At 72.6% G+C, this 21370-nt stretch carries 21 protein-coding genes; 9 read left to right on the top strand and 12 right to left on the bottom strand.

The window, feature by feature from the left end; genetic code table 11:
• The first annotated feature begins 91 nt into the window (after positions 1–91).
• From O0S08_RS08185 to O0S08_RS08170, 4 genes are all read left to right on the top strand, one after another.
• Entirely contained in the window at positions 92–1510 is a 1419-nt protein-coding gene (locus O0S08_RS08185) for a sigma 54-interacting transcriptional regulator (RefSeq protein WP_269038470.1), read from the top strand.
• An 86-nt stretch (positions 1511–1596) separates the two neighbouring features.
• On the top strand, positions 1597–2100 hold the full coding sequence (locus O0S08_RS08180) for a hypothetical protein (RefSeq protein WP_269038469.1): 504 nt from the start codon (positions 1597–1599) through the stop codon (positions 2098–2100).
• On the top strand, positions 2097–2987 hold the full coding sequence (locus tag O0S08_RS08175) for a hypothetical protein (protein WP_269038468.1): 891 nt from the start codon (positions 2097–2099) through the stop codon (positions 2985–2987). Before O0S08_RS08180 ends, O0S08_RS08175 begins: the two co-directional genes overlap by 4 nt.
• Positions 2988–3320: 333 nt before the next feature.
• Complete coding sequence (locus O0S08_RS08170; protein ID WP_269038467.1) at positions 3321–3755, top strand: hypothetical protein; 435 nt, start codon at positions 3321–3323, stop codon at positions 3753–3755.
• A 334-nt stretch (positions 3756–4089) separates the two neighbouring features.
• On the opposite strand, the gene O0S08_RS08165 is transcribed toward O0S08_RS08170, so the two are convergent.
• Together O0S08_RS08165 and O0S08_RS08160 are read right to left on the bottom strand one after the other, a co-directional pair.
• Entirely contained in the window at positions 4090–4908 is an 819-nt protein-coding gene (locus O0S08_RS08165; RefSeq protein WP_269038466.1) for a PspA/IM30 family protein, read from the bottom strand.
• A gap of 1 nt (position 4909) precedes the next feature.
• The gene (locus O0S08_RS08160; protein WP_269038465.1) at positions 4910–5341 is read right to left on the bottom strand and encodes a YbjN domain-containing protein; all 432 of its coding nucleotides are present in this window, start codon (positions 5339–5341) and stop codon (positions 4910–4912) included.
• A 392-nt stretch (positions 5342–5733) separates the two neighbouring features.
• Between O0S08_RS08160 and uppS the strand changes: the two genes are divergently transcribed.
• Together uppS and O0S08_RS08150 are read left to right on the top strand one after the other, a co-directional pair.
• Entirely contained in the window at positions 5734–6546 is an 813-nt protein-coding gene (gene uppS, locus O0S08_RS08155) for a polyprenyl diphosphate synthase (RefSeq protein ID WP_269038464.1), read from the top strand.
• A gap of 1 nt (position 6547) precedes the next feature.
• A complete protein-coding gene (locus O0S08_RS08150) occupies positions 6548–7411 on the top strand; it encodes a phosphatidate cytidylyltransferase (RefSeq protein WP_269038463.1) in 864 nt (287 codons plus the stop codon).
• An 80-nt stretch (positions 7412–7491) separates the two neighbouring features.
• Here O0S08_RS08150 and O0S08_RS08145 read toward each other — a convergent pair whose 3' ends face one another.
• From O0S08_RS08145 to O0S08_RS08125, 5 genes are all read right to left on the bottom strand, one after another.
• Positions 7492–8325, bottom strand: coding sequence for a hypothetical protein (locus O0S08_RS08145; protein WP_269038462.1), 834 nt, complete (start codon positions 8323–8325; stop codon positions 7492–7494).
• A 196-nt stretch (positions 8326–8521) separates the two neighbouring features.
• Positions 8522–10882, bottom strand: a complete 2361-nt coding sequence (locus tag O0S08_RS08140; RefSeq protein ID WP_269038461.1) for a GH92 family glycosyl hydrolase — start codon at positions 10880–10882, stop codon at positions 8522–8524.
• 293 nt (positions 10883–11175) lie between these two features.
• On the bottom strand, positions 11176–11427 hold the full coding sequence (locus tag O0S08_RS08135; protein ID WP_269038460.1) for a hypothetical protein: 252 nt from the start codon (positions 11425–11427) through the stop codon (positions 11176–11178).
• Between the two features lie 120 nt (positions 11428–11547).
• Entirely contained in the window at positions 11548–11670 is a 123-nt protein-coding gene (locus O0S08_RS08130) for a hypothetical protein (protein ID WP_269038459.1), read from the bottom strand.
• A gap of 88 nt (positions 11671–11758) precedes the next feature.
• On the bottom strand, positions 11759–12091 hold the full coding sequence (locus O0S08_RS08125) for a winged helix-turn-helix transcriptional regulator (protein WP_269038458.1): 333 nt from the start codon (positions 12089–12091) through the stop codon (positions 11759–11761).
• 84 nt (positions 12092–12175) lie between these two features.
• Here O0S08_RS08125 and O0S08_RS08120 point away from each other — a divergent pair, with 84 nt between their 5' ends.
• Positions 12176–12478, top strand: a complete 303-nt coding sequence (locus O0S08_RS08120; RefSeq protein ID WP_269038457.1) for a putative quinol monooxygenase — start codon at positions 12176–12178, stop codon at positions 12476–12478.
• Positions 12479–12557: 79 nt separating this feature from the next.
• Here O0S08_RS08120 and O0S08_RS08115 read toward each other — a convergent pair whose 3' ends face one another.
• Entirely contained in the window at positions 12558–13133 is a 576-nt protein-coding gene (locus O0S08_RS08115) for a hypothetical protein (protein WP_269038456.1), read from the bottom strand.
• Between the two features lie 91 nt (positions 13134–13224).
• On the opposite strand from O0S08_RS08115, the gene O0S08_RS08110 reads away from it, so the two are divergent.
• Positions 13225–13629 (top strand): SRPBCC family protein, encoded by a 405-nt coding sequence (locus O0S08_RS08110; protein WP_269038455.1) that lies wholly within the window; start codon positions 13225–13227, stop codon positions 13627–13629.
• 563 nt (positions 13630–14192) lie between these two features.
• On the opposite strand, the gene O0S08_RS08105 is transcribed toward O0S08_RS08110, so the two are convergent.
• From O0S08_RS08105 to O0S08_RS08090, 4 genes are all read right to left on the bottom strand, one after another.
• The gene (locus O0S08_RS08105) at positions 14193–16310 is read right to left on the bottom strand and encodes a BatA domain-containing protein (RefSeq protein ID WP_269038454.1); all 2118 of its coding nucleotides are present in this window, start codon (positions 16308–16310) and stop codon (positions 14193–14195) included.
• Between the two features lie 376 nt (positions 16311–16686).
• Positions 16687–17691, bottom strand: coding sequence for a DUF58 domain-containing protein (locus tag O0S08_RS08100; RefSeq protein ID WP_269038453.1), 1005 nt, complete (start codon positions 17689–17691; stop codon positions 16687–16689).
• 243 nt (positions 17692–17934) lie between these two features.
• The gene (locus O0S08_RS08095; protein WP_371879531.1) at positions 17935–18969 is read right to left on the bottom strand and encodes an AAA family ATPase; all 1035 of its coding nucleotides are present in this window, start codon (positions 18967–18969) and stop codon (positions 17935–17937) included.
• A complete protein-coding gene (locus tag O0S08_RS08090) occupies positions 18966–19958 on the bottom strand; it encodes a hypothetical protein (RefSeq protein ID WP_269038451.1) in 993 nt (330 codons plus the stop codon). Before O0S08_RS08090 ends, O0S08_RS08095 begins: the two co-directional genes overlap by 4 nt.
• A 191-nt stretch (positions 19959–20149) precedes the next feature.
• On the opposite strand from O0S08_RS08090, the gene moeB reads away from it, so the two are divergent.
• Complete coding sequence (moeB, locus tag O0S08_RS08085; RefSeq protein WP_269038450.1) at positions 20150–21322, top strand: molybdopterin-synthase adenylyltransferase MoeB; 1173 nt, start codon at positions 20150–20152, stop codon at positions 21320–21322.
• The last annotated feature ends 48 nt before the right edge of the window (positions 21323–21370 follow it).

Below are 21370 nucleotides of genomic sequence, written 5' to 3'. Positions count from 1 at the left end.
CGCCCCGCGCCGCCTGTCCCGAGCGCCCTGTCCCGAGTGACCTGTCCCGAGCGACCTGTCCTTTCTTTCCTCCAGCGATGACGAGCCAGCCGTGACCTTCCGAAGCGACGAGCCGCGCGAAGCGGCGATGACGACCAGCGTGGCCCGCCCGGCGCCGTCGCGGCCGCTGCGTCGCGTGATGTTGCGGGTGACCGACGGCCCCGACCGCGACGCCCAGGTGCAGACCGCGCGGCCGCGCCTGACGATCGGCCGCAGCGCGGTCAACGACCTCGTGCTGACCGACAGCTCGATCAGCGGCCTGCACGCGGAGCTGCAGCTCGGCGCCGGCGGCCCGCACGGCGCGGTGCTGCTGCGCGACCTCGGCAGCACCAACGGCACCCACGTCGGGGGGGTGCGGATCCGCGAGGCGTGGATCGAGCCGGGCGCGACGATCCAGCTCGGCAAGACCTCGATCGCGTTCCTCGCCGAGGACGAGGTCCAGGTCCCGATCTCGCGCCAGGCCCACTTCGGCGCGCTGATCGGCCAGAGCCCCGGCATGCGCGAGCTGTTCGCCGTGCTCGAGCGGATCGCCGACACCGACATGAGCGTGCTCGTCGGCGGCGAGACCGGCTCGGGCAAGGAGCTGGTCGCCCGCGCCCTGCACGACGAGTCGCCGCGCCACAAGGGCCCGTTCGTGGTCCTCGACTGCAGCGCCCTGCCGCGCGAGCTGGCCGAGGCCGCGATCCTCGGCCACCGCAAGGGCGCCTTCACCAGCGCGCTCGAGAGCCGCGCCGGCGCCTTCGAGGAGGCCCACGGCGGCACCCTCTTCCTCGACGAGATCGGCGAGCTGCCGCTCGAGCTGCAGCCCAAGCTGCTGCGCGTGCTCGACCGCCGCGAGGTCCAGCGGATCGGCGAGACCCAGGTCCGCAAGGTCGACGTCCGCGTGGTCGCGGCCACGCACCGCGACCTCAAGACGATGGTCGGCCAGGGCCTGTTCCGCGAGGACCTGTACTTCCGCCTGTCGGTCATGACCGTCGAGCTGCCGCCGCTGCGCGAGCGCGGCGACGACGTCCTCCTGCTCGCCGAGAAGTTCGTCAGCGACTTCACCCGCCCGCGCGGCGGCGGCGTGGTCCTCAGCCCGGCCGCGAAGCGAGCCCTGGTCGCCCACACCTGGCCCGGCAACGTCCGCGAGCTCAAGAACACCATCGAGCGCGCGGTCCACTTCGCCAGCGCCGGCGTCATCGAGCCCGCCGACCTGTTCCTCGGTCGCCCCGGCCGCCCCGTGCCCGCCCCGGCCGCCGCCGCCGATCCCGCGCCCGGCCCCGGCGAGGAGGCCCTGTTCGCCCAGCCGTTCAAGGAGGCCAAGCAGACCATGGTCGACGCCTTCGAGCGCCGCTACTTCGCCCGCCTGCTCGAGCAACACGACGGCAACCTCAGCCGCGCCGCCGCGTCCGCCGGCATCACCCGCTACTACCTGCGCGAGCTGCTCAAGCGCCTCGGCCTCCACCGCGTGAAGGACGACGAGCCATGACCGAAGAGACCTGTCTCGAAGGCCATCTTGACGCGGCCCCGGCCGCAGCGGCCGAACCGCCCGCCTCGATGGATGTCTTTCACGCCATGTCCTCTACAACCTGTCCCGGCGGACACTCGCGGCAGCGCTCCCCCATCCCCGCGGTCCTGCGCACGGCCGCCCTGATCTGCTGGGCCGCGCTGGCGGGGGCCTGCGGCGACCGCAGCGGCGACCCGGTGCGGACGGCCCAGGCCTTCACTGCCGCGATCCAGCGCGGCGACATGAACGCCGTCTACCCGCTGCTCGAGCGGGCCGCCACCGAGCGCCTGACCGCGGCTGCGGCCCAGGCCTCCGACCAGGTCGGCGGTCGCCGGCGCATCGAGCCGGCCGAGATGCTGCAGATCGTCGACGTCGACCCCAACTTCGAGCTCGCCGGCGCCGAGTTGGTCGGCGACGCCGACCCATCCGAAGCCAAGGACGGCGAGCTCGCCCAGGTGCGCCTGCTGGGCTCCCAGCAAGAGAGCCACACGCTCACGCTCGTCCGCGAGGACGGCGCCTGGCGCGTGCGGATCCCCTTACCCCCTCTTACCCCTACGACGACTACACCATGAACTCGCTCGAACCACGTCCCACCGGGCGCCCGGCCCTCGTCGCCTGGCTGCTGCCGTTCCTCTGCGTCAGCGCGGCGATGATCGCCCACTGGGTGCTCACCGTCCCGCCCGGCCCGCTGCCGCCGCCCGTCGTCAAGGAGGCGCCGCCGAAGCCGAGCCCGACCCCCGCCGCCGGCGACGACGACGACGACAAGGACAAGGACGGCTTCGAACCCTTCACCAGCCCGCGCGCCGACGGCCTGCTCGCGCAGCTGCACGGGGCCTACGACGCCGTCGCGTTCAAGGCCGAGCCGACCTTCGACGCGTGGAGCGTGGCTCACCGCCCGCTCATTACCCAGGTCATCACTGCCACTCGCCTGCAGACCTTCAAGGGCGTGGTGCCCTCGCCGTCGGTCTCGACCTCGAACGTCGAGTGCCACACGGTCCGCTGCCGCTTCACCCTCTCGAGCAGCAAGCAGGAGGACCTGCAGATGCTCCTCGACGCCCTCGCCGGCCTGCAGCTCGACGGCGCCCCGCTGTGGCACACCTGGAAGCCCGACGACATCGCCGAGGAGCCGGCCAAGCGCGCCACCGCCAAGCCGCGCATGAAGGCCCAGGTGCTGGTGTCGTTCGCCCGCGACCTGCCCAAGATCGACCAGATCGCGCTGAAGTCGGGCGCGCCGCTCAAGCCGGCGACGATCACCCCGGTCAAGGTCCCGGGCCCGCCCTCGGGTGCCCCGACCAGGTCGCCGTCGACCGCGAACCCGCTCGGCCCCGGCGGCGCCACGACCGGCCCGCGCCCTTCGACGGCCCAGCCCAGCAGCACCGCCCAGCCCAGCAGCACCGCCCAGCCCAGCACCGTCCCCGGCAGCACGCCCGGCTCCAAGCCGCCCGCGCACACCCCCTGAGGCGCCCGCGCTCGCGGCTCTCACTTTTATTGAGGAGCTCGCCTGAGCCCTTCAAGGCCAGGGCCCGCGCGTCCTGGCGATCGGCTCGCGTGAGCTCCTCGGCGCGATCGAGTCGTGTCTCCGCGTGCAGCTCGAGTCCGCCCGCCGACGCCGGCTTCGAGGGTCGCACCCGGCGAGTCATCCCGACCCCGTCGCGCCGACGCCGGCTTCGAGGGTCGCACCCGGCGAGTCATCCCGACCCCGTCGCGCCGTTCTTCTCGACGTTCCCCCGCGCGAGCGTCCCGAGGCGCGCCCGGCCCGGCAGCCGTCGCCCGCGGCTGCTACGCTGCCCGCGTGCGACGCTCCTCGCTCGGCCTCTTCCTCTTCCTGGGCTGCGGGTCCGCCTGCGGTTCGGGCGACGACCTCGGCGGCATGCTGTCGGTCGACAGCGACGAATATGGCGCATGGACCATGTCCCCGACGACATGTGTCTCGGGCGAGCACCGGCAGTTCTTCGGCGTCGACCTGACCGAGCGCGGCGACGGCGGCAGCGGCGTGCGGATCGTCGACGACCCGGTCGACGGCTACTCGCTGGCGATGAACATCCCCGACCACGACCTGGCGCTCGTCGTCACCGCCGCGGGCGAGTGCGAGATGTTCGACGTGCACGTCGAGCGCGGCAACGTCCGTGTCAACAACATCTGGGCCATCCAGGGCCACGCGGTCGTCGAGTGCCGCGCCCCGGGCCTCGAGATCGTCGCCGACCTCCAGTTCTCCGGCTGTACTTGAGCGCATGGCCGGGACTCGCCGTGCGGCGTGTGGTGCGAGTAGGTCTCGCTGACTGCCTCGTCACCCGGCGGGGACTCGCCACGCGGCGATGTCCGAGCGGCCGCGGCTGGCCGTCTCTTGAATATGTCCCAACGGACATGCCCTATCCGACATGTCTTTTTAAACATGACTGAACAGGCATTCCCTTCACGCCAGCGGGCGAGTCGATGCTGACCGCGACGGCCAGCGCAGCTGGCCGCGCGTCTAGTCGCCTCGCCTGGCGGCTCGCTCGCCGCTCGCGACGCGGCCGGAGGCGACGCGAGGTCGCGCTCCGGCCGGCGGTCGTTCGGCGGGTTTAGCCGCTGAGCTTCTTCTTCAGCTCTTCGAGCTGGGAGTCGATCTCGGCGGCCTTGAGGTCGTCGGCGCTGAGCTCCTCGGCGGGCGGGGCCGACTTGGCGTCGGCGCGGCCGGAGCCGAGCTGGCGCGGGTCTTCGGACTTGCCGGCGGTGAGGGCCATCTTGCGCTTGAGGGCCTCGAGCTGGTCGTCGACGTTGCCGGCCTCGAGGGCCTTGAACTGCGACTCGAGGCTGCCTTCCTCGAGCACGCCGCCGATCTCCGACGTCGCCTCGGCCTCGGCCTCGAGCTGGGTGACGCGCTCGGACATGCGGCCGAAGGTGTCGAAGGCCGACGTCGAGTTGATGCTCGACAGCGTCTCGTTGATGGTGCGCTGGGCCTCGGCCCGCTTCTGGCGCGAGACCAGCAGGTTGCGCTTGCGCTTGGCCTCCTCGATCTTGGCGTCGAGGCCGCGGAGGGCGACCTTGAGCTGCTCGACCGAGTTCTTCTGGGCCTCCCACTGGTCCTTGAGCTGGGACGCGACCTCGTCGTGGTCGCCCTTGCGCTGGAGGGCGGCGCGGGCCAGGTTCTCGTCGCCGGCCTTGAGGGCCAGCATCGCCTTCTTCTCCCACTCGGCCGCCTTGGCGGCCTCCTGCTCCCACTGCTTCTTGATCCGCTTCTCATCGGCGATGGCGATCGCCACCTGCTTCTTGGCCTCGATGAGCTGCTGCTTCATGTCGACCAACACCTGATTGAGCATCTTCTCCGGGTCTTCGGCCCGGTTGATGAGCTCGTTGATGTTGGAGCGGATGAGGGTGCCGAGGCGTGAAAAAAGTCCCATCTCAGTTGCCCTCCTGGATGTCGCTGTCGCTGTCGCTGTGGATCGGCGCCGGGCGCCACGGAGTGAGCTGTTCCAAGTGTCCGTCGAGCGCCATCGCCATGTCCTCGACCATGGCCTGGAACTCGCTGAAATCGAGGTCGGCGAGCTGATGTGCGCCAGTCAGCAGGATCTGGTCGCCGTCGAGGGCGTAGGCGCAGTGCAGCGTCGTGTCGTTGAACTCGAGCAGGCGGCGGAACAGGCCGAGGTGGTTGGGCGTGGCCTCGGTGACCGCGAAGATCGGCGACGAGTAGAGCACGATCGGCTCGTCGATGCGGACCACGATGCGGATGCCCGAGTGGCTCTCCGGCCCGACCACCCATGTGTCGTCGGAGACCTTCTCGTGGGGCAGCTCCATCCGGAGCATGTACGATTCCAGCGTTTCTGCGTGACTCATGAGGGTTCGTTGGGCGCGGGTGCCGGGGGCGGCGGCAGCGGCCGAAGCGGACGCATCGGGCCAGTGAGACAAGTCTGTGGCACGTCTGCGACGCCTGAGGCCGGCAGCACGCCCGAGGTCAGCCACTATACGCGACGGCCCGCGGGGGCGGCAACCCAAACTCCGTCAGGCGCGCCGCTTTGGCCGCTTTGCCTCCTTTGCAGCCGCGCGAGCCCGTGGTATCCGGGGGCGGCCCGCACGATCCGACGAACACCCTGTCGGGGCCGCGCCAGTTTTACGGTCGCGGGGGCCTGAAACACCCCGGGCCCCACGGAGCGCCTCCTAGTCATGACATACCCTGCTCGGCGTCCCCCTCGCTCTTTCGCTCCCAGCTATCGCCGAGGGCCCGGCCGATGACTGCGCGCGGAGCGGGCGCGGGCGCGGGCGAGGGCCGCCTGCCGCGGCACGTCGGCATCATCATGGACGGCAACGGCCGCTGGGCGCAGCAGAAGGGTCTGCCGCGCGAGGTCGGCCACGAGCACGGCGCCGACGCCGTCCGCCGGGTCGTCCGCGCCGCCCGTGAGCTCGGCGTCGAGGCGCTGACGCTGTTCGCCTTCTCGAGCCAGAACTGGGACCGGCCGCCGCAGGAGGTGTTTCACCTCATGCAGCTGCTGAACCGCTACCTGTTGGAGGAGCGGGCCGAGATCCTCGACAACCAGATCCGGCTCATCACGGTCGGCGACACCGAGCGCCTGCCGAGCTACGTCCGCGACCCGATGCGCGAGCTCATCTCCGCCTCGGCGAACAACGAGAAGATGACCCTGTGCCTCGCGCTCAGCTACGGCGGGCGCGAGATGATCACCGAGGCCGCGCGGCGCATCGCCCGCGCGGTCCAGGCCGGCAGCCTGCGGCCCGACGAGATCGACCCCAAGACGTTCTCCTCGTACCTCGACTCGAGCCGCCATTTGCCGCCGCTCGACCTCCTGATCCGCACCAGCGGCGAGCACCGGATCTCCAACTTCTTCCTGTGGGAGGTCGCCTACGCCGAGCTGTTCTTCACCGAGGTGCTGTGGCCCGACTTCGCGCGCGAGCACCTGATGGAGGCCCTCGACGACTTCAGTCGCCGCGAGCGCCGCTTCGGGCAGCTCCCCGGCGAGTCCGACGCCGACGCGCTCGACGAGCCGCCGCCGGTCGGGATCTTCCCCGCGCAACGAGGCAAGGGCTGACGTGGCCGATCTGATCAAGCGCTTGTGGACGGCGATCGTCCTCGTCCCGATCCTGTTGGTCGCCCTGTTCGTCGACCGCTCGCCGTGGAGCATCCTCGCCATGTCGGTGCTGTTCGGCGGCCTCGCCCTCGACGAGTACCTGCGCATGGCCCTGCCGCAGCGCTCGCTGTCCGGCCCGGCCGTGCCGTCCGGGCCCGAGTACGGCCTGCGCGCCATCATGGCCGTGATCGGCGCCGCCGTGGTGGCCCTGCCGATGGTGTTCAGCGCCGGCCGGGTGCTGCCGCCGCTGCTGATGGCGTCCGTCATCCTGGTCGCGCTGGTGCTGCTGTCGCGCAAGCACGCGCTCGAGCAGGCCGGCCGGCACATGTCGGTGTGCCTGGCGGCGCTGCTCTACGTGCCGCTGCTCGCCTCGCTGTGGCCGCAGATCAAGCACCACTTCGGCCCCGGCTGGCTGTTCGTCACCCTGGCGATCGCGTTCCTGTCCGACACCGGCGCGTACGCGTTCGGCCGCCTGTGGGGCAAGCACAAGCTCTACCCGGCGGTCAGCCCCGGCAAGACCTGGGAGGGCTCGCTCGGCGGCCTGGTCGGCGCCAACGTGGCGACGCTCGGGTTCGGCTCGGCGTTCCTCCTGCCCGAGCTCGCGGTCGGCCACGCGGTCGTCCTCGGCGTCCTCGGCTCGCTCGCCGGCCAGGTCGGCGACCTGTTCGAGTCGATGCTGAAGCGCAGCCACGGCGTCAAGGACTCCGGCAACCTGCTGCCTGGCCACGGCGGCATGCTCGACCGCGTCGACGCCCTGCTGTTCGTCGGCCCGGTCGTCTACTACTTCGCCGCCAACGTGGTGTTCGCCGACGGCCTGCCCGGATGAGCGAAAAGGGCGTGCCCCTTCGGGCATGCCCTTTCATGCATGAATGAAGGGCCATGTCCGTCAGGACATGGCCCTTCGCTCTACTGGCAGCGCGGCGCGGTGAACGTGCCCTCGAGGTTGGGCTTGGTGTCGAAGAACGGGAAGTCGACGTGGCACAGGCGGCCGACGACCTCCTTGTCGTCGATCGAGATCAGCTCGAAGGTGGCGCCGAAGCTGCCGCCGCCGAACGGGCAGTCGTTCGGGTCGTCGGCGCTGCCGGTCTCCATCGCGGTGCCGGTGACGTCGGGCCCGAGCAGGTGGTAGAGGCCGGGCGTCTGGTAGGCCGGCGGGATCCGGATCGACACCTCCCAGTTGTTGCCGCAGTCGATGGTGTCGTTGGGGTCGGCGCAGGTGGCCGTCTGGTTCGACAGGCGCACGTGCAGGGTGTTCGGGTCGTTCGGCTCGCCGCCGCTGGTGCCCGAGGAGCCGCCGGTCGGATCGGGGTCGGGGGGCACCTGCGCGTCGGTGTAGGCCAGCGCGGCCGCGTCGATCACGATCGCCTCGCCCTCGCACGGGGTCGGCTCCGGCGCCGGGCCGTCGGTGGTGACGTCCGAGGCCGAGGTGACGTCGCTCGAGGTCGCGGTCATGCCGGTCGGATCGGGGAAGCCGCTGGTGCCGGGATCGGTGGCGCTGCCGCCCTCGCTCTCGCTGGTCGGGCTGGTGCTCGTGGCGGAGATCGAGCCGGCGCTGGTGGTCGCCGGTTCGCCCTCGGTGCCGCCGCCGGTCGAGCTGACGCCCTCGGTGCCGTCCGAAGAGGTGCCGTCGGTGCCGGTGCTGCTGTCGATGTTGGCGGTGTCGGAGTCGCTGGGCTTCGAGTCGCACGCGAGCGCGAGGGCGACGACGAGGCCGAGGCAGGAGAAGCTGTAAGAACGCATGCCGGGGGGTTAGCACGCGCCGCCGCGAGGCGCACCGGGGAGACCACGCGACGTCGATGTGCGCGCAGCCTCTGACAGCGGCGTCGCAGAAGGTCGCTGGCGCGCGTGTCCGCGGCGATTCGCCGTTGGAGGCGGTCGCACGCACGTCGCACGCGAGCACAGGCGCGTGAGGGCGCGGCGCGACATGACCGCGATGTCAGGGTCCGAGATCGATCTGCAGCGTGCCGCCCTGCGCGATGTCGCCGTGGAGCAGGCGCGGCTGCGCCAGCGGCTCGCCCTGCCAGCTCGCCGCGGCGGAGTGGACCGCGTCGTCGGACGTCACCGGCGCGACGATCCGCAGGTCGCCGCCCTCGAGGTGGAGGATCGACTCGCTGAAGATCGGGCTACCGAGCAGGTACACCTCGGTGCCGGCGATCGGGAACACGCCCAGCGCCGCGAACATGAGCCAGGCGCTCATGGTCCCGCCGTCGTCGTTGCCGGGCAGGCCCGACGGGGTGTCGCCGTAGCGGTTGCGCAGCACCCATCGCGACCAGCGCGCGCTGCCGGCGTGATCGCCCAGCGCGCTGAACACGAACGGCGCGTGGATGTCGGGCTCGTTGCCCTGCCAGTAGTACTGCTGCGGCATCAGGCCGAGGACCTCCTTCTCCGAGTCCTCGAAGAACTTCTGCAGCCGCTGCAGCGCCGCGTCGGGGCCGCCCATCGCGTCGGCCAGGCCCTCGATGTCGTGCGGGGTGTACCAGGCGTACTGCAGCGCGTTGCCCTCGGCGTAGAAGTCTTGCCACGTGAGTGGGTCGGCGACCGGGACGAACGCGCCGCTCTCGGAGCGCGCGACCAGGAGCTGCTGGTCCGGGTCCCACACGTTCTTCCAGTAGCCGGCCCGCTCGGCGAACATGGCCGCGTCGCCCTGCTCGCCGAGCGCCTCGGCCAGCTTCGACAGCGCGAAGTCGTTGTAGGCCGACTCGAGCGTCCACGACGACGAGCTGAAGCCGGCCTCGACCGGGACGTAGCCGAGCTCGATGTACTTGTCGACCGCCATGCGCCCGCCGTACGGCGAGCCCGGAGGCACCGGCGCCATCGCGGTCTCGCGCATCGCCGCGTAGGCCGAGGCGAGGCCGACCTCTTCGGGGTCGAAGCCCTTGAGGATGCTGTCGGCGTAGACGACCGTCGCGCTCTCGCCGTCCATGCCGTTGGTGTAGCCGGTGCCGAGCGGCCAGCGCGGCATCCACCCGCCGTCCTCGGCCATCCGCGTCAGCGAGCGCAGCATGTCGCCCTGGTACTCGGGGTAGAGCAGCGTCAGCAGCGGGTGCAGCGTGCGGAACGTGTCCCACAGCGAGAAGTCGGTGTAGTACGGCCCGTCGGTGGTGTGCACCGCGTCGTCGAGCCCGCGGTAGCTGCCGTCGACGTCGCTGGCGAGCGTCGGCATCAACAGCACGTGGTAGAGCGCGCTGTAGAACAGCTCGAAGTCGCGGGCGCTCTCGCCTCGCACCTGCACGCGCGCGAGGTCCTTCTCCCACGCGGCCTCGGCGGCGGTGCGCGCGGCCTCGAAGTCGAGCTCCGGCGCCTCGGCGTCGAGGTTCATCGCCGCGTGCGCGGCGTCGACGAACGACAGGCCGACGGCGATCACGACCGGCTCGCCGGGGTCGAAGCGCAGGTAGGCGCCGACCGCCTCGCCCTCCTGCGACGGCGCGCCGGCCGTCGGCGCACCGTCGTTCCAGCTGCCGAACTCGGCGAACGGCCGCGAGGCCCGCAGCGCGTAGTAGACCTTGACCCCGCCGAAGCGCCCGGAGTAGCCGCCCGACACGTGGTGGTGGCCGCGGATCTCCCCCGCCTTGGCGTCGACCTCGACCTGGCCGCTGACAGTCTCGACGTCGGGCAGGCCGTGCGCCAGATCGAGGATGACCACCGGGTCCTGTCCTTCGGGGAAGGTGAAGCGCTGCAGGCCGACCCGCGCGGTGGCCGTCAGCTCGGCCTCGATCCCGCTGGCCAGGGTGACCGCGTAGTAGCCGGCGCTGGCCTTCTCGGTCGCCTTGTCGAGCGCGACGCGGTAGCCGCCCGGGTCGGTCTTGTCGGGGCTCATGCCGAGGGTCGGCATCACCCGCACCGCCCCGTAGTCGACGATGCCGGTGCCGTGCATGCGCGTCTGCGAGAAGCCCTGGACCTCGGTGTCGTCGTAGTGGTACCCGGCGCAGTGCGAGAAGCCGAGCGCGAAGCCGCCGGCGAGGGTGGTGTCCGGCCCCGGCCGCGCCAGGCCGAACGGCACCTGCGGGCCCGGGAACGCGCTGCCCACCCCGTAGCCCGACCCGCCGGTGCCGATGAACGGGTTGACGTGCCGGATCAGCGGCTCGGGTGCGAACATGCCCGGAAGTTCAGGTTCTTCGGGACCTGTCGTCGGGGACATGCTGGTCCCCTCGCTGGTGCTGCCGGTGGTCGGCTCGGTGGCGCCGCTCGAGGTCGACCCGCTGGTGCTGGTGTCGCCGTCAGTCGCGCCCGCCGGCGGCGTTTCGTTGCAAGCTGCGAGCAGGAACGCGGCAGGGAGCAGGCGCAGACGCGGGAACATGATCGCATCATAGCCCCGGCCGCGGGCTCCGCGCCGGCCGTCACGGATGAGTTATGCGAGCATGCCCGGGTGAACGCCGCGACGCGTTCACGCTGCCGGATCGGCGCAGCCCTGGGACCCGGCCGATCGGAGCCCGGGACCTGGCCCGGCGGCAGGCGGGGGTACCAGCCCTCGTAGGCACCAGCCCGAGCGCGCGGACCTGTGCGCCACGGAGAGCCGCTGGACGCGGAGGTCCTCTGTCTTCCCCGCCGGCTCCCGCCGGATGGCGCCTGCCCTCGAGGACAGGCGGCGCGTCAGAGCTTCTCGTCGTAGCTGTGCGGGTCGTGATCGAAGGTCGAGGTGCAGCGGACGATCTGGGTCACCGGGATCCGCTCGCGGTCGGGAAACAGCACGAAGTCCTCGCCCGACTCGGTGATCACGTCGAGCACCTGGGCCTGGAAGCTCTCGCCGGTGCGCAGCTCGACCTGCACGGGCCGCTTGAAGTGGGCCGACTCTTCGAGCATGTCGAGGAAGTCGCAACGTCCGGTCGGTTCTGTCTGCTGCATGAGCTCCTCCGCGGTGCCTCAACCATGGTCGGCGCCGGCGATCCAGGCAAGCTCGACCGCGAGACCACGCCGCGCGGACGGGCCCGCCAGCGCGGACGCAGGGCTTCCGGCGGACGGCGCTCACACGTCGGCCGACGGATTGGCCCGCAGGCGGGCGACGAGCAGCTCGAGCACGTCGCCGAAGGTGCCGCGCGCGAGCGCCTCTTGCAGCGCCGCGATCGCCTCCGCGGAGGCGAAGCGCACCTCGGCGTGCCAGGCCGATCGCAAGCATCGGACGGCGGCGCCATGCATGCGAGCTCGACGTCGGCGAATCCGCGCTGCAACCGGGGCGCTACGGCGCGAGCTTGACGTCCGCCTCGACCGCGAACGCGCTGCCCCAGTCGTACAGCGACTGCAGCACCGCGCGCAGCGACTCGCCGCGGGCGGTCAGCGCGTAGTGCTCGTGGCCGGCGATCGCCTCGCGCCGGACCAGGCCGACCTGCTCGAGCTCGTGCAGCCGCTGCGTGAGCATCTTGTCGCTCAGCCCCGGGACGTTGCGCCGCAGGTCGCCGTAGCGCTGCGGGCCCTGCTTGAGCCGCGCCAGCAGGACAGTCTTCCACTTGCCGCCGAGCACCTCGAGGGTCAGCTCGACCGGGCAACCGAAGGTCCGCGTCAAGTCGGTCACGCCGAGCATCATGCCCGTCGCGCCGCGCGCACGCACCAACCGGTGCGTTGATCGGCGGCGCCGGCGGGCGGATGCTCGCGGCCGATGATCGTCGAGTACATCCGCTACCGCGTGCCCACCGACCCCGCCGCCTTCGAGGTCGCCTACGACCGCGCCTGCGCCTCGCTGCGCGCCGCCCCGCAGTGCCTGGCCTACGAGCTGACGCGCTGCGAGGAGGCGCCCGAGCACTACGTCCTGCGCATCGAGTGGGAGTCGACCGAGGCCCACCTGCAGGGCTTCCGCCGCGGCCCGGAGTTCGGCCCGTTCTTCCAGGCGATCCGCCCCTACGTGGCGCAGATCGAGGAGATGCGCCACTACGCGCCGACCGAGCTGGTCTGGCGCCGGTGACGCGGCACTTTTAAAAGTGTCTCTCAGGTCATGCGCTTCGGAGCATGCCCTTTTCTACATGTACTCGGAGACATCCAGCTCAGGACGACTCGACCTCGCCGCCCTCGCCCAAATAAAACGCGTCGCCGCAGTGGAGGACGTAGTTGCCGCGCTCGATCCACCGGCGCACGAGCTCCGGGTCGCCCTCGCCGCGGCCGAGCGCGTCGTCGTGCAGATGGAACGGGAACGGGACCGCGGCGTAGTGCCAGATCGTCGGGTGTTTGAAGGGGAAGATCGGCGCGTTGCCGACGTGGATGAAGCCGATCGCGGCCGCGGCCGCGGCGAGGACGCCCTCCCACTCGAGCGGGCCCGACAGGGCGATCGCCGCGGTCTCGATCGTCATGGCCCCACGGTCGAACGTCACCGCGTTGAGCGGCTGCACCGTCGCGGAGTCGAGGCGCGGTGCGCCGACGAACAGCAGCGTCGGTCGGTGCTGCCGGTCCGCGCCGGCCAGCCACCCGTATTCCGGGCCGCTCTGGACCCACAGAGTGCGCCGCGGGTCGACGAACGCGGCGACCGCGTCGGGGGCAGCGCCGACGCGCGTGGCGATGGCCGCTGCGTCGTAGGCGTGGAGGTCGAGGCCCGCGAGGAACGCCTTGTCGAGGAACCAGGTCACGGCGCGAGGGTACCCGCCCCGACGACCGCCGCAAGATCGTCCAAGCGCCCGGCGAGGCCCGGTGCCAGCCTCTCCGCGGAGAGACAGACCCATGACGACAATTTACAGGGAGATCCTCGTCGACGCCGACGTCGACGCGAGCTGGGCCGCGCTCTGCGATGTCGGGGCGATCCACGAGCGGCTGGCCCGCGGCTTCGTGGTCGACACCACGCTCGCGGGCGAGTACCGCACAGTCACGTTCATCGGCGACGTCGTCGTGCGCGAGCGGCTGATCGGCCGCGACGACGTCCGCCGGCGCCTGGCCTACGCCGTGGTCGACAACCCCGAGGTTCGCCACCACGCCTCGTTCCAGGTGCTCCCCGGCGACCTGGGCGGCAGCCGGCTCGTGTGGATCACCGACGTGGCCCCGGACGCGGCCGCGCCGAGCTTCGCCGCCATGATCGACACCGGCGTGACGGCGATCCGCCGCACCCTCGGCTCGTCGCGGCAGGCGTGACGGCGCACGCACACCAGAGAAGGCCGCCACCGCCGTCGCCCGGTGCACGGCCCCCTGCCCTCGGCGCTCGCGCACGCTGTTGGCGCCGGCTCGCGCCTCGGGGCAGCTCGCAGCGTGATGCCGCGAACTCCTCGACGCTCGGCTCGCAGCACGGTCGCGGAGCGACGACTCGAGGACATGTTCATACGAACATGCTCTCAAGAGCATGTTCGTATGAACATGTCCATTCAACAAGAAGGGCAGCTCACCGGCCCCAGGCCGGCGAGGAAGATGGCGGCCGGGCCCGATGGTAGGAGTCCCCGTGGCGGCGGTGAGACGTCGCTGGCGGCCGGGCTCCGGCCGCGGATCTGCGCGCCGCGTGGGACCGGCCGCGCGCTTGCCCGCGGCGGGTCGTCAGGCGCCAGCGGAGGATCGACTCGATCACCAGGATCAGCGCTACCAGCAGCCAATAAGATGGGCGGCTCACCGGCCGCGCGCTTGCCCGCGGCGGGTCGTCAAGCGTCAGCGGAGGTTCGACTCGATCACCAGGATCAGCGCCACCAGTAGCCAATAAGATGGGCGGCTCACCGGCCGCGCGCTTGCCCGCGGCGGGTCGTCAGGCGCCAGCGGAGGATCGACTCGATCAGCAGGATCAGCGCCACCAGCAGCACCAGCGGGCGCCAGCGCGGGTAGCGGGCGGCGGCGAGGACCTCGTCGCCTTCGATCTGCGGGCCGGCGACCGCGCGCGGCGTGGTGTCGCTCTCGGCCGGGTCGACCTGCACCGCGAAGCGGAGGGGCGGCTCGTCCTCGCCGCGCTCGACGGTGTAGTGGCCGGGCACCCAGGTGTCCTTGAAGACAGCCTCGCCGTGGCCGTCGGGCACCGCGGCCAGGCGCTCGCCGGTCGGCGTGATCACCGTCGCGGGGCGGTCGCCAGGCAAGATCCGCGGTTCGCCGACGCGCAGCACCGCCCCCGCGGCGCCCTGCTGGCTGGCGTCGAGGTACGCGACCAGGCGCTCGACGAGCGGGACGAAACCTGGCCGAAGGGGCAGGTCGGACCAGTCGCGGTCGACCGAGGTGGTGAGCAGCGCGACGCGGCCGCGACCGTGGGTGTGGGTGATCAGGGCCGGGGCGCCGCTGGTGAAGCTGAGGGCGACGTCGACCGGGCGAGCGGCGTCGGGCTCGAGCAGGAACAGCCGGCGGGTGCGGGCGCCGAGCAGGCCGAGGTCGTCGCCGAGGCCGCGCAGGGCCGGGTGGGCCAGGTTGGCCGGCGCGAGCCCCTCGGTGCGGTTCTCGGTGCGGCCGGGCGCGGTGCCGACGACCAGCGCCTCGCGCAGGCGCAGCGGCAGCAGCTCGCCGAGGCGGTCGTTGTAGGCGGCGGCCTCGACGCGCTCGCCGACGGTCACGAACAGGCCGAGGCCCTCTTCGACGCGGCGGGCCAGCGCGGCAGCGGCGTCGGGGGCGGGCGCGCGGACGTTGGCGAGGACCACCACGTCGACGCCGGCCAGCGGCCTCGGCTCGCGCAGGCGGGCCTCGAGCTGGTCGGGCGCGAGGCCGTGCACGCGCAGGCGGCGGCCGGGCGCGGCGGACAGCGCGGTGGCGAGGAAGAACACCTCGTCGTGGGCCCGCATCTCGCTCGGGTCGCCGTTGACGAGCACGATGTCGAGCTCGTCCTCGCCGGCCAGCCAGAAGTGACGGACCTCGTCGCCGGGCAGCGGGTCGTCGGCAAGCTCGACCAGCGCCAGCGAGGCCGGGCTGGGGCCGTCGCCGATCAGCGTGTGCGTGAACTCGACCCGCGCCTCGCCGCCGCGCGGCACCATCACGTCGGCGCGCGCGACCTCCTCGCCGCCGAGCTGCATGGCGACGGCCACGCGGCGCAGGTTGTCCGGCTCGAGCGGCCCCGGCGCGTGGCGGCGGACCACCCCCCACACCCGCACCGCCCGCGGGTCGAGGTCACGCGCCGGCTCCCAGCCGACGGAATCGAGGGACAGGTGCTCGGGGACAGGCGGCAGGGCGTCGAGGCTGCCGAGCGCGGGCACCGGCAGGACCGGGGTGTCGGGCCCCGCGGTCTCGGGCAGGCTGCCGAGGCCGCGCGCAGTCGGGTCGCCGATCGCGTAGACCGCCCGCCGCCGGCCGCCGGCGTCGCCGCGCAGCAGCGCCGCGGCGACCGGCAGGCCGCTGTCGAGCGGCCACGCCCCGGCCCGCGGGGCGCCGCCCGCCAGCCACTCGCCGATCGCCTCGCGCGCGAGCCCGAGGTCGGCCGACAGCTCCAGCCGCGGGCCCGACGGATCGCTGGTGACGAGGCCGACCCGGCTGCCCGGCGGCAAGGCGTCGACGACCGCCGCCGCGGCGTCGGCCGCCCCGTCCAGCGCCCGCACGCGATCTGTCCTCAAGGACATGCTCAAGGAGCCATCCACGAGCAGGATCGCGTCGTGCGGCTCGCCGAGGACCGCCACCCGCGCCCGCCCCGAGCTGACCGGCCGCGCCAGCGCCAGCGCCAGCAGGGCCAGCGCGGCCAGCCGCAGCCCGAGCAGCAGGCGGTCGCGCAGGTGCCGGCGCATGGTCACGACCTCGTCGCCGGTGCGCACGAAGCGGGTCGCGGCGAAGGCGATCTTCCGCGGCTCCTCGCGCCCGCGCAGGTGAGCGATCAGCGGCGCGGCCAGGCCGAGCAGGCCGAGCAGCAAGAGCGGCGCCAGCAGGCTCACGCCCGGACCTCCTGCGCGCGGCGTCGGCGCGGCGCGAGCATGTCCGCGAGGACAGGGCGCGGCGCGAGCATGTCCCCGAGGACAGGACGTCGCGCGAGCGTGTCCCCGAGGACAGGACACCGCCCGGGCATGCCCCCGAAGACAAGACGTCGCGCGAGCATGTCCCCGAGGACAGGACACCGCCCGGGCATGCCCCCGAAGACAAGACGTCGCGCGAGCATGTCCCCGAGGACAGGACGCCGCCCGGGCATGCCCCCGAAGACAGGACGCCGCGCGAGCATGTCCCCGAGGACAGGACGCCGTGCGAGCATGTCCCCGAGGACAGGTGAGGCCCACGTCGCCAGGAGCCGAGCGTCCCTTCCCGTCGCCCGCGCCATCACGCCCCGACCTCCTCCGGCGCCGGCTCGCCGCCCAGCGCGCGCAGCAGCCCGAGGAAGGCGGCGGTCACGGGGGTGTCGGTGACGACGCGGTGGCAGACCAGGCCGCGGGCGAGGCAGCCGCCGAGGAACGCGGCCAGGTAGGCCTGCACCCGCTGCAGGTAGGCCGCGCGCAGGCTGGCGCCCAGGCCCTCGACCTCCGGGCGGACGCCGCGGACGTCCTCGAGCTGCAGCAGCTCGCGCCCGGACCACGGGAACTCGAGCTCGTCGCGGTGCAGCACCTGCAGCAGCACGACCGCGTGGCCGCGCCCCGCCAGCGCCGCCAGCTCGTCGAGCAGGCCGGCCTCGGCCGCGGGGAGCCCTGCCTCTTCGGACATGTCCCCTGCGACCTGTCCTTCGGCGCAAGGGTCGAGGAAGTCGGACACCAGCACGACCAGGCTGCGCCGCGGCAGCTGCGGCCCGACCGCCGCGACCAGCCGCGGCCACGGGCAGATCCCCGCGGACGGGCGGGCCAGCGCCTCGGCCAGCGCGAGCAGCCGGCGCGCCCCGCCCTGCGGCCGCGCCTGCTGCAGCTCGACACCGCCGCCGCCGCCGCTGGCGAGCCCCACCCGGTCGCCCTGGCGGGCCGCCAGGCTGGCCAGCCCGGCCACCAGCGCCGCCGCGTAGGTCGACTTGCGCTCGATGCCTGTCCCATAGGACATGCCGCCGGAGCCGTCGAGCAGGAACACCGCCGACAGCACGTCCTCGGCGTCGTGCTGGCGGAGGACGTAGCGGTCGTCGCGGGCCGCGGCGCGCCAGTCGAGCCGGCGCAGGTCGTCGCCCGCGACGTACGGCCGGTGCCCGCGGAACACGTCGCCCGCGCCCGCCCGGGCCGCCAGGTGCCGCCCCGGCCGCCCGCCCCACACCGCCTGGCCGACCCGCAGCACCCGCCCGCGCAGCAGCTCGCGCAGCTCGGGCGGCAGCGCGGCGGCGAGGGCGGTGTCGGGGTCGGGTCCGGTGGCCATGGCGTGACGGTCAGGCGGCGAGCCCGGGTTGATGGATGTCTGGCCCGAAGGACATGTCCATGAGACCCTGTCCTCTCGACCATCCCGGGACGCGAGGTCGTCGCAAGCCTGGCCTTGAAGACATGGCCACAAAGACATGTCCCGACCGCCAGCCTACCCCTGCGGGGGACCGACCCGCCCCGAAGGACAGATTACTCCGCCCCTGAAAAAAGCATCTGACTGGCGGCGAGGACATGGCGACGTTCAGGCCCGCACCGCGGCCAGCACCTGGGCGACGAGCTCGTCCGCGCCGACGCCGCGGCTCTCGGCGATGAAGCTGCGGACCAGGCGGTGGGCCAGCACCGGCGCCGCCAGGGCCCGCACGTCGTCGGAGGTGACGGCGGGGCGCCCGTCGAGGGCCGCCCGCGCCTGCGCGGCGGCGACCAGCTGCTGGCCCGCGCGCGGGCCGGCGCCCCACTGGATCAGCTCGCGCAGCCCCTTGGGACAGGTGGCCTCGCTCGGCCGGGTCGCGCGCAGCAGGGCGACCGCGTGCGCGACGACGGAGGCGGGCACGGGGATCCGCCGCACCAACGCCTGGTGGGCGGTGAGCTCGGCCGGGGTCAGCAGCGGCTGCAGCTCGGGCGCCTGCTCGGCCCCCAGCGCGACGATCTGCCGCTCGTCCTCCTCGCTCGGGTAGCCGACCACGATCTGCAGCATGAAGCGGTCGAGCTGGGCCTCGGGCAGCGGGTACGTGCCCTCCTGCTCGATCGGGTTCTGGGTGGCGAACACGTGGAACGGCAGCGGCAACGGGTGCGTGCGCCCGCCGGCGCTGACCCGCGCCTCCTGCATCGCCTGCAGCAGCGCCGCCTGGGTCTTCGGCGGGGTCCGGTTGATCTCGTCGGCCAGCAGCAGGTTGCAGAACACCGGCCCCGGCACGAACCGGAAGTTGCGCCGCCCGCTGACCGGGTCCTCCTCGAGCACGTCGCTGCCGGTGATGTCGGCCGGCATCAGGTCGGGCGTGAACTGCACGCGCGAGAACTGCAGCTCGAGCGCCTGCGCCAGGCTGCTGACGAGCAGCGTCTTGGCCAGGCCGGGCACGCCGACGAACAGACCGTGGCCGCCGGCGAACAGGCACACCAGGAGGTGATCGATCACCCCTTGCTGGCCGACGATCCGCCGGTGCAGCTGCTCGACCAGGCGCTCCCGGCTGCGGGCGAGCGTCTGCAACGCTTCGCGGTCGTCAGGAACGGCGGTCGGGGAGGCGGTGGCGGGCACGGGGCGCGGAGTATAGCGCGTCAACGCGGGGCGACCGGCTGCTTCGTCGCACGGCGGGCAGCGAACAGCTCGCGCGTGCTGGTGACGGTGGCGGCGCGCTGAACCCAGCGCAACAGCTGGGCTCGCCGGCGGCAGCTGGTGATCGTGCGCCGCTGCGTCGCGGTCAGGGCGATCGACCGCGCGTCGAGGATGGCGAGCAGCGCTTCGTGAAGGCCTGCCAGCTCGCCGTCCCTGTGCCCTCTCACGGTCGCGCGCGCCTCTGCCTGTCGCGCCTCGCGGCGGGCTCGATGCAGCGGGGCCATGAGCTGGCCGAAGATCGAGCGCCGGTAGAGGTACAAGTAGGGGCGGAGCATTTCCTCGTCGCTCAGGGGCTGCATGGCGTCGACTCCGAGCTCGGCGCGCGCGGCGGCGCCGAGAAAAAACCGGACGAGATCAGTGTAAAGAGGGCGACGCGCGCTGTCGAGCATGGTCACGCCTGCGAGCGCGGCGCGGCCGATGGCGACCGCTCGGGGGCCGCGGCCGTGGGCCAGCACCGACAGCACCGCGAGCTCCGGCTCGCGCCGGGCCGCGCCGGCGCGGGTGATTTGCGGGATCTGTTCCGGACCCAGGACGTCGGGCACCAGCACCCAGCGGCCGTCGCCCATGTCGATCGGTCGACTGCACCAGCGCGCGACCGCCGGTCGGGTCGTCAGCACCAGCAGGCGCACCGGGCACTGCAGCCGCCGGCGCAGCGACGCCAGGTACACCGGCCAGACCCAGCGCTTGGCGGGATCGCGTCGCAGCTGCGCCTCGACCACGATCGCCAGCGCGGGCCGACCGCCCTTGCCCGTCAGCGTCAGCACCAGGTCGGCGCGCACCTCGGCAGGGTCGATGTCGGCGAACTCGCACTCCACGACCTGCGCGCCGGCGAATCGCGGCAACGGCGCCGCGCAACCCTCACGCAGCAGCGTGACGACGAGAGGCGGCGCGCGGCGCAGCAGCTCGAGGAGAACGGTGTGCGGCAGCGAGGGCATCGGACCCTGACAGGTCGGTCGCCGGGACGTCGGCTTTGCACGCGCCGGCGGTGAGTCAGCGCACTGCAATCACCTGCACCGGCGGACATGCCCCAAAAGACAGCCGCGAACCTGTCGGCTCGGCGACGACTTCGGCTAAAACCCACGGACGGGGCGACCGTGAACTTCCCGCCCCGCACGGAGAAGAGGCGATGGCGAGCTTCAACGAGATCTTGAGCCAGGTGAAGCGCCAGGTCCGCGAGGTGTCGGTCGAGGACACCCGGGCCCGGGTGCACGGGGCGGGCGGCGAACCGCCGCCGGTGCTCGTCGACATCCGCGAGCGCGACGAGTACGAGCAGGGCTTCGTCGGCAAGGCCGAGTGGATCCCCCGCGGCTTCCTCGAGCTGAAGATCGAAGACCTCGTCCCCGACCGGAACCGCGAGGTCATCCTCTACTGCGCCGGCGGCACGCGCTCGGCGCTGGCGGCCCGGTCGCTGCACGAGCTCGGCTACGAGCGGGTGTCGTCGATGGCCGGGGGCTTCCGCGCGTGGAAGCAGGCCGGCTACGCGTTCGAGCGCCCGCGCAACCTCTCGGCCGAGCAGATCAAGCGCTACAGCCGGCACATCATGCTGCCCGAGGTGGGCGAGCTCGGGCAGGGCAAGCTGCTCGACGCCAAGGTGCTGTGCCTCGGCGCCGGCGGGCTCGGCTCGCCGTCCAGCCTCTACCTCGCGGCCGCGGGCGTCGGCACCATCGGCATGGTCGACGACGACCTCGTCGACGAGAGCAACCTGCAGCGGCAGATCCTCCACAACATGGAGCGCCTCGGGATGCCCAAGGTCGAGAGCGCCCGCAAGACGCTGCAGGCCCTGAACCCCGACGTCAAGGTCGTCGCCCACCAGACCCGCCTGACCTCCGAGAACGTGCTCGACATCATCGGCGGCTACGACGTCATCGTCGACGGCGCCGACAACTTCCCGACCCGCTACCTGCTCAACGACGCCGCGCTCAAGCTCGGCAAGCCGGTCGTGCACGCCTCGATCTTCCGCTTCGAGGGCCAGCTCACCACCTTCCTGCCCCACGAGGGCCCCTGCTACCGCTGCCTCTACCCCGACCCGCCCCCGCCCGGGATGGCGCCGTCGTGCCAGGAGGCCGGGGTGCTCGGCGTGCTGCCCGGCATCGTCGGCACCCTGCAGGCCAACGAGGCCCTGAAGATCATCCTCGGCGTCGGCTCGACCCTGTCCGGCCGCCTGCTGGTGTTCGACGCCCTCGGCACCAAGTGGCGCACGCTCAAGCTGCGCAAGGACCCGGAGTGCCGGGTGTGCTCGAAGAAGCCCGAGGAGATCGAGCTGATCGACTACGAGGCGTTCTGCTCGATCGCCGGCTGACGCCTGTCTTCTAGGGCATGTCCGCCGGGGCATGCGCGCCAGGACATG

The organism is Nannocystis punicea, assembly GCF_026965555.1.
In the GTDB taxonomy this organism is placed as follows: domain Bacteria; phylum Myxococcota_A; class Polyangia; order Nannocystales; family Nannocystaceae; genus Nannocystis; species Nannocystis punicea.
Note: the sequence above shows the minus strand (reverse complement) of the source record. Positions and strands in the feature narration are given on the sequence as shown.

Bases quoted from the DNA above. Each gene is read 5' to 3' on its own strand.
- O0S08_RS08110 (WP_269038455.1), top strand. From the start codon at position 13,225: ATGACGACAATTTACAGGGAGATCCTCGTCGACGCCGACGTCGACGCG.
- O0S08_RS08135 (WP_269038460.1), bottom strand. From the start codon at position 11,427: ATGCAGCAGACAGAACCGACCGGACGTTGCGACTTCCTCGACATGCTC.
- O0S08_RS08160 (WP_269038465.1), bottom strand. From the start codon at position 5,341: ATGAGTCACGCAGAAACGCTGGAATCGTACATGCTCCGGATGGAGCTG.
- O0S08_RS08120 (WP_269038457.1), top strand. From the start codon at position 12,176: ATGATCGTCGAGTACATCCGCTACCGCGTGCCCACCGACCCCGCCGCC.
- moeB (WP_269038450.1), top strand. From the start codon at position 20,150: ATGGCGAGCTTCAACGAGATCTTGAGCCAGGTGAAGCGCCAGGTCCGC.
- O0S08_RS08100 (WP_269038453.1), bottom strand. From the start codon at position 17,691: ATGGCCACCGGACCCGACCCCGACACCGCCCTCGCCGCCGCGCTGCCG.
- O0S08_RS08140 (WP_269038461.1), bottom strand. From the start codon at position 10,882: ATGTTCCCGCGTCTGCGCCTGCTCCCTGCCGCGTTCCTGCTCGCAGCT.
- O0S08_RS08145 (WP_269038462.1), bottom strand. From the start codon at position 8,325: ATGCGTTCTTACAGCTTCTCCTGCCTCGGCCTCGTCGTCGCCCTCGCG.
- O0S08_RS08175 (WP_269038468.1), top strand. From the start codon at position 2,097: ATGAACTCGCTCGAACCACGTCCCACCGGGCGCCCGGCCCTCGTCGCC.
- O0S08_RS08090 (WP_269038451.1), bottom strand. From the start codon at position 19,958: ATGCCCTCGCTGCCGCACACCGTTCTCCTCGAGCTGCTGCGCCGCGCG.
- O0S08_RS08180 (WP_269038469.1), top strand. From the start codon at position 1,597: ATGTCCTCTACAACCTGTCCCGGCGGACACTCGCGGCAGCGCTCCCCC.
- O0S08_RS08165 (WP_269038466.1), bottom strand. From the start codon at position 4,908: ATGGGACTTTTTTCACGCCTCGGCACCCTCATCCGCTCCAACATCAAC.
- uppS (WP_269038464.1), top strand. From the start codon at position 5,734: ATGACTGCGCGCGGAGCGGGCGCGGGCGCGGGCGAGGGCCGCCTGCCG.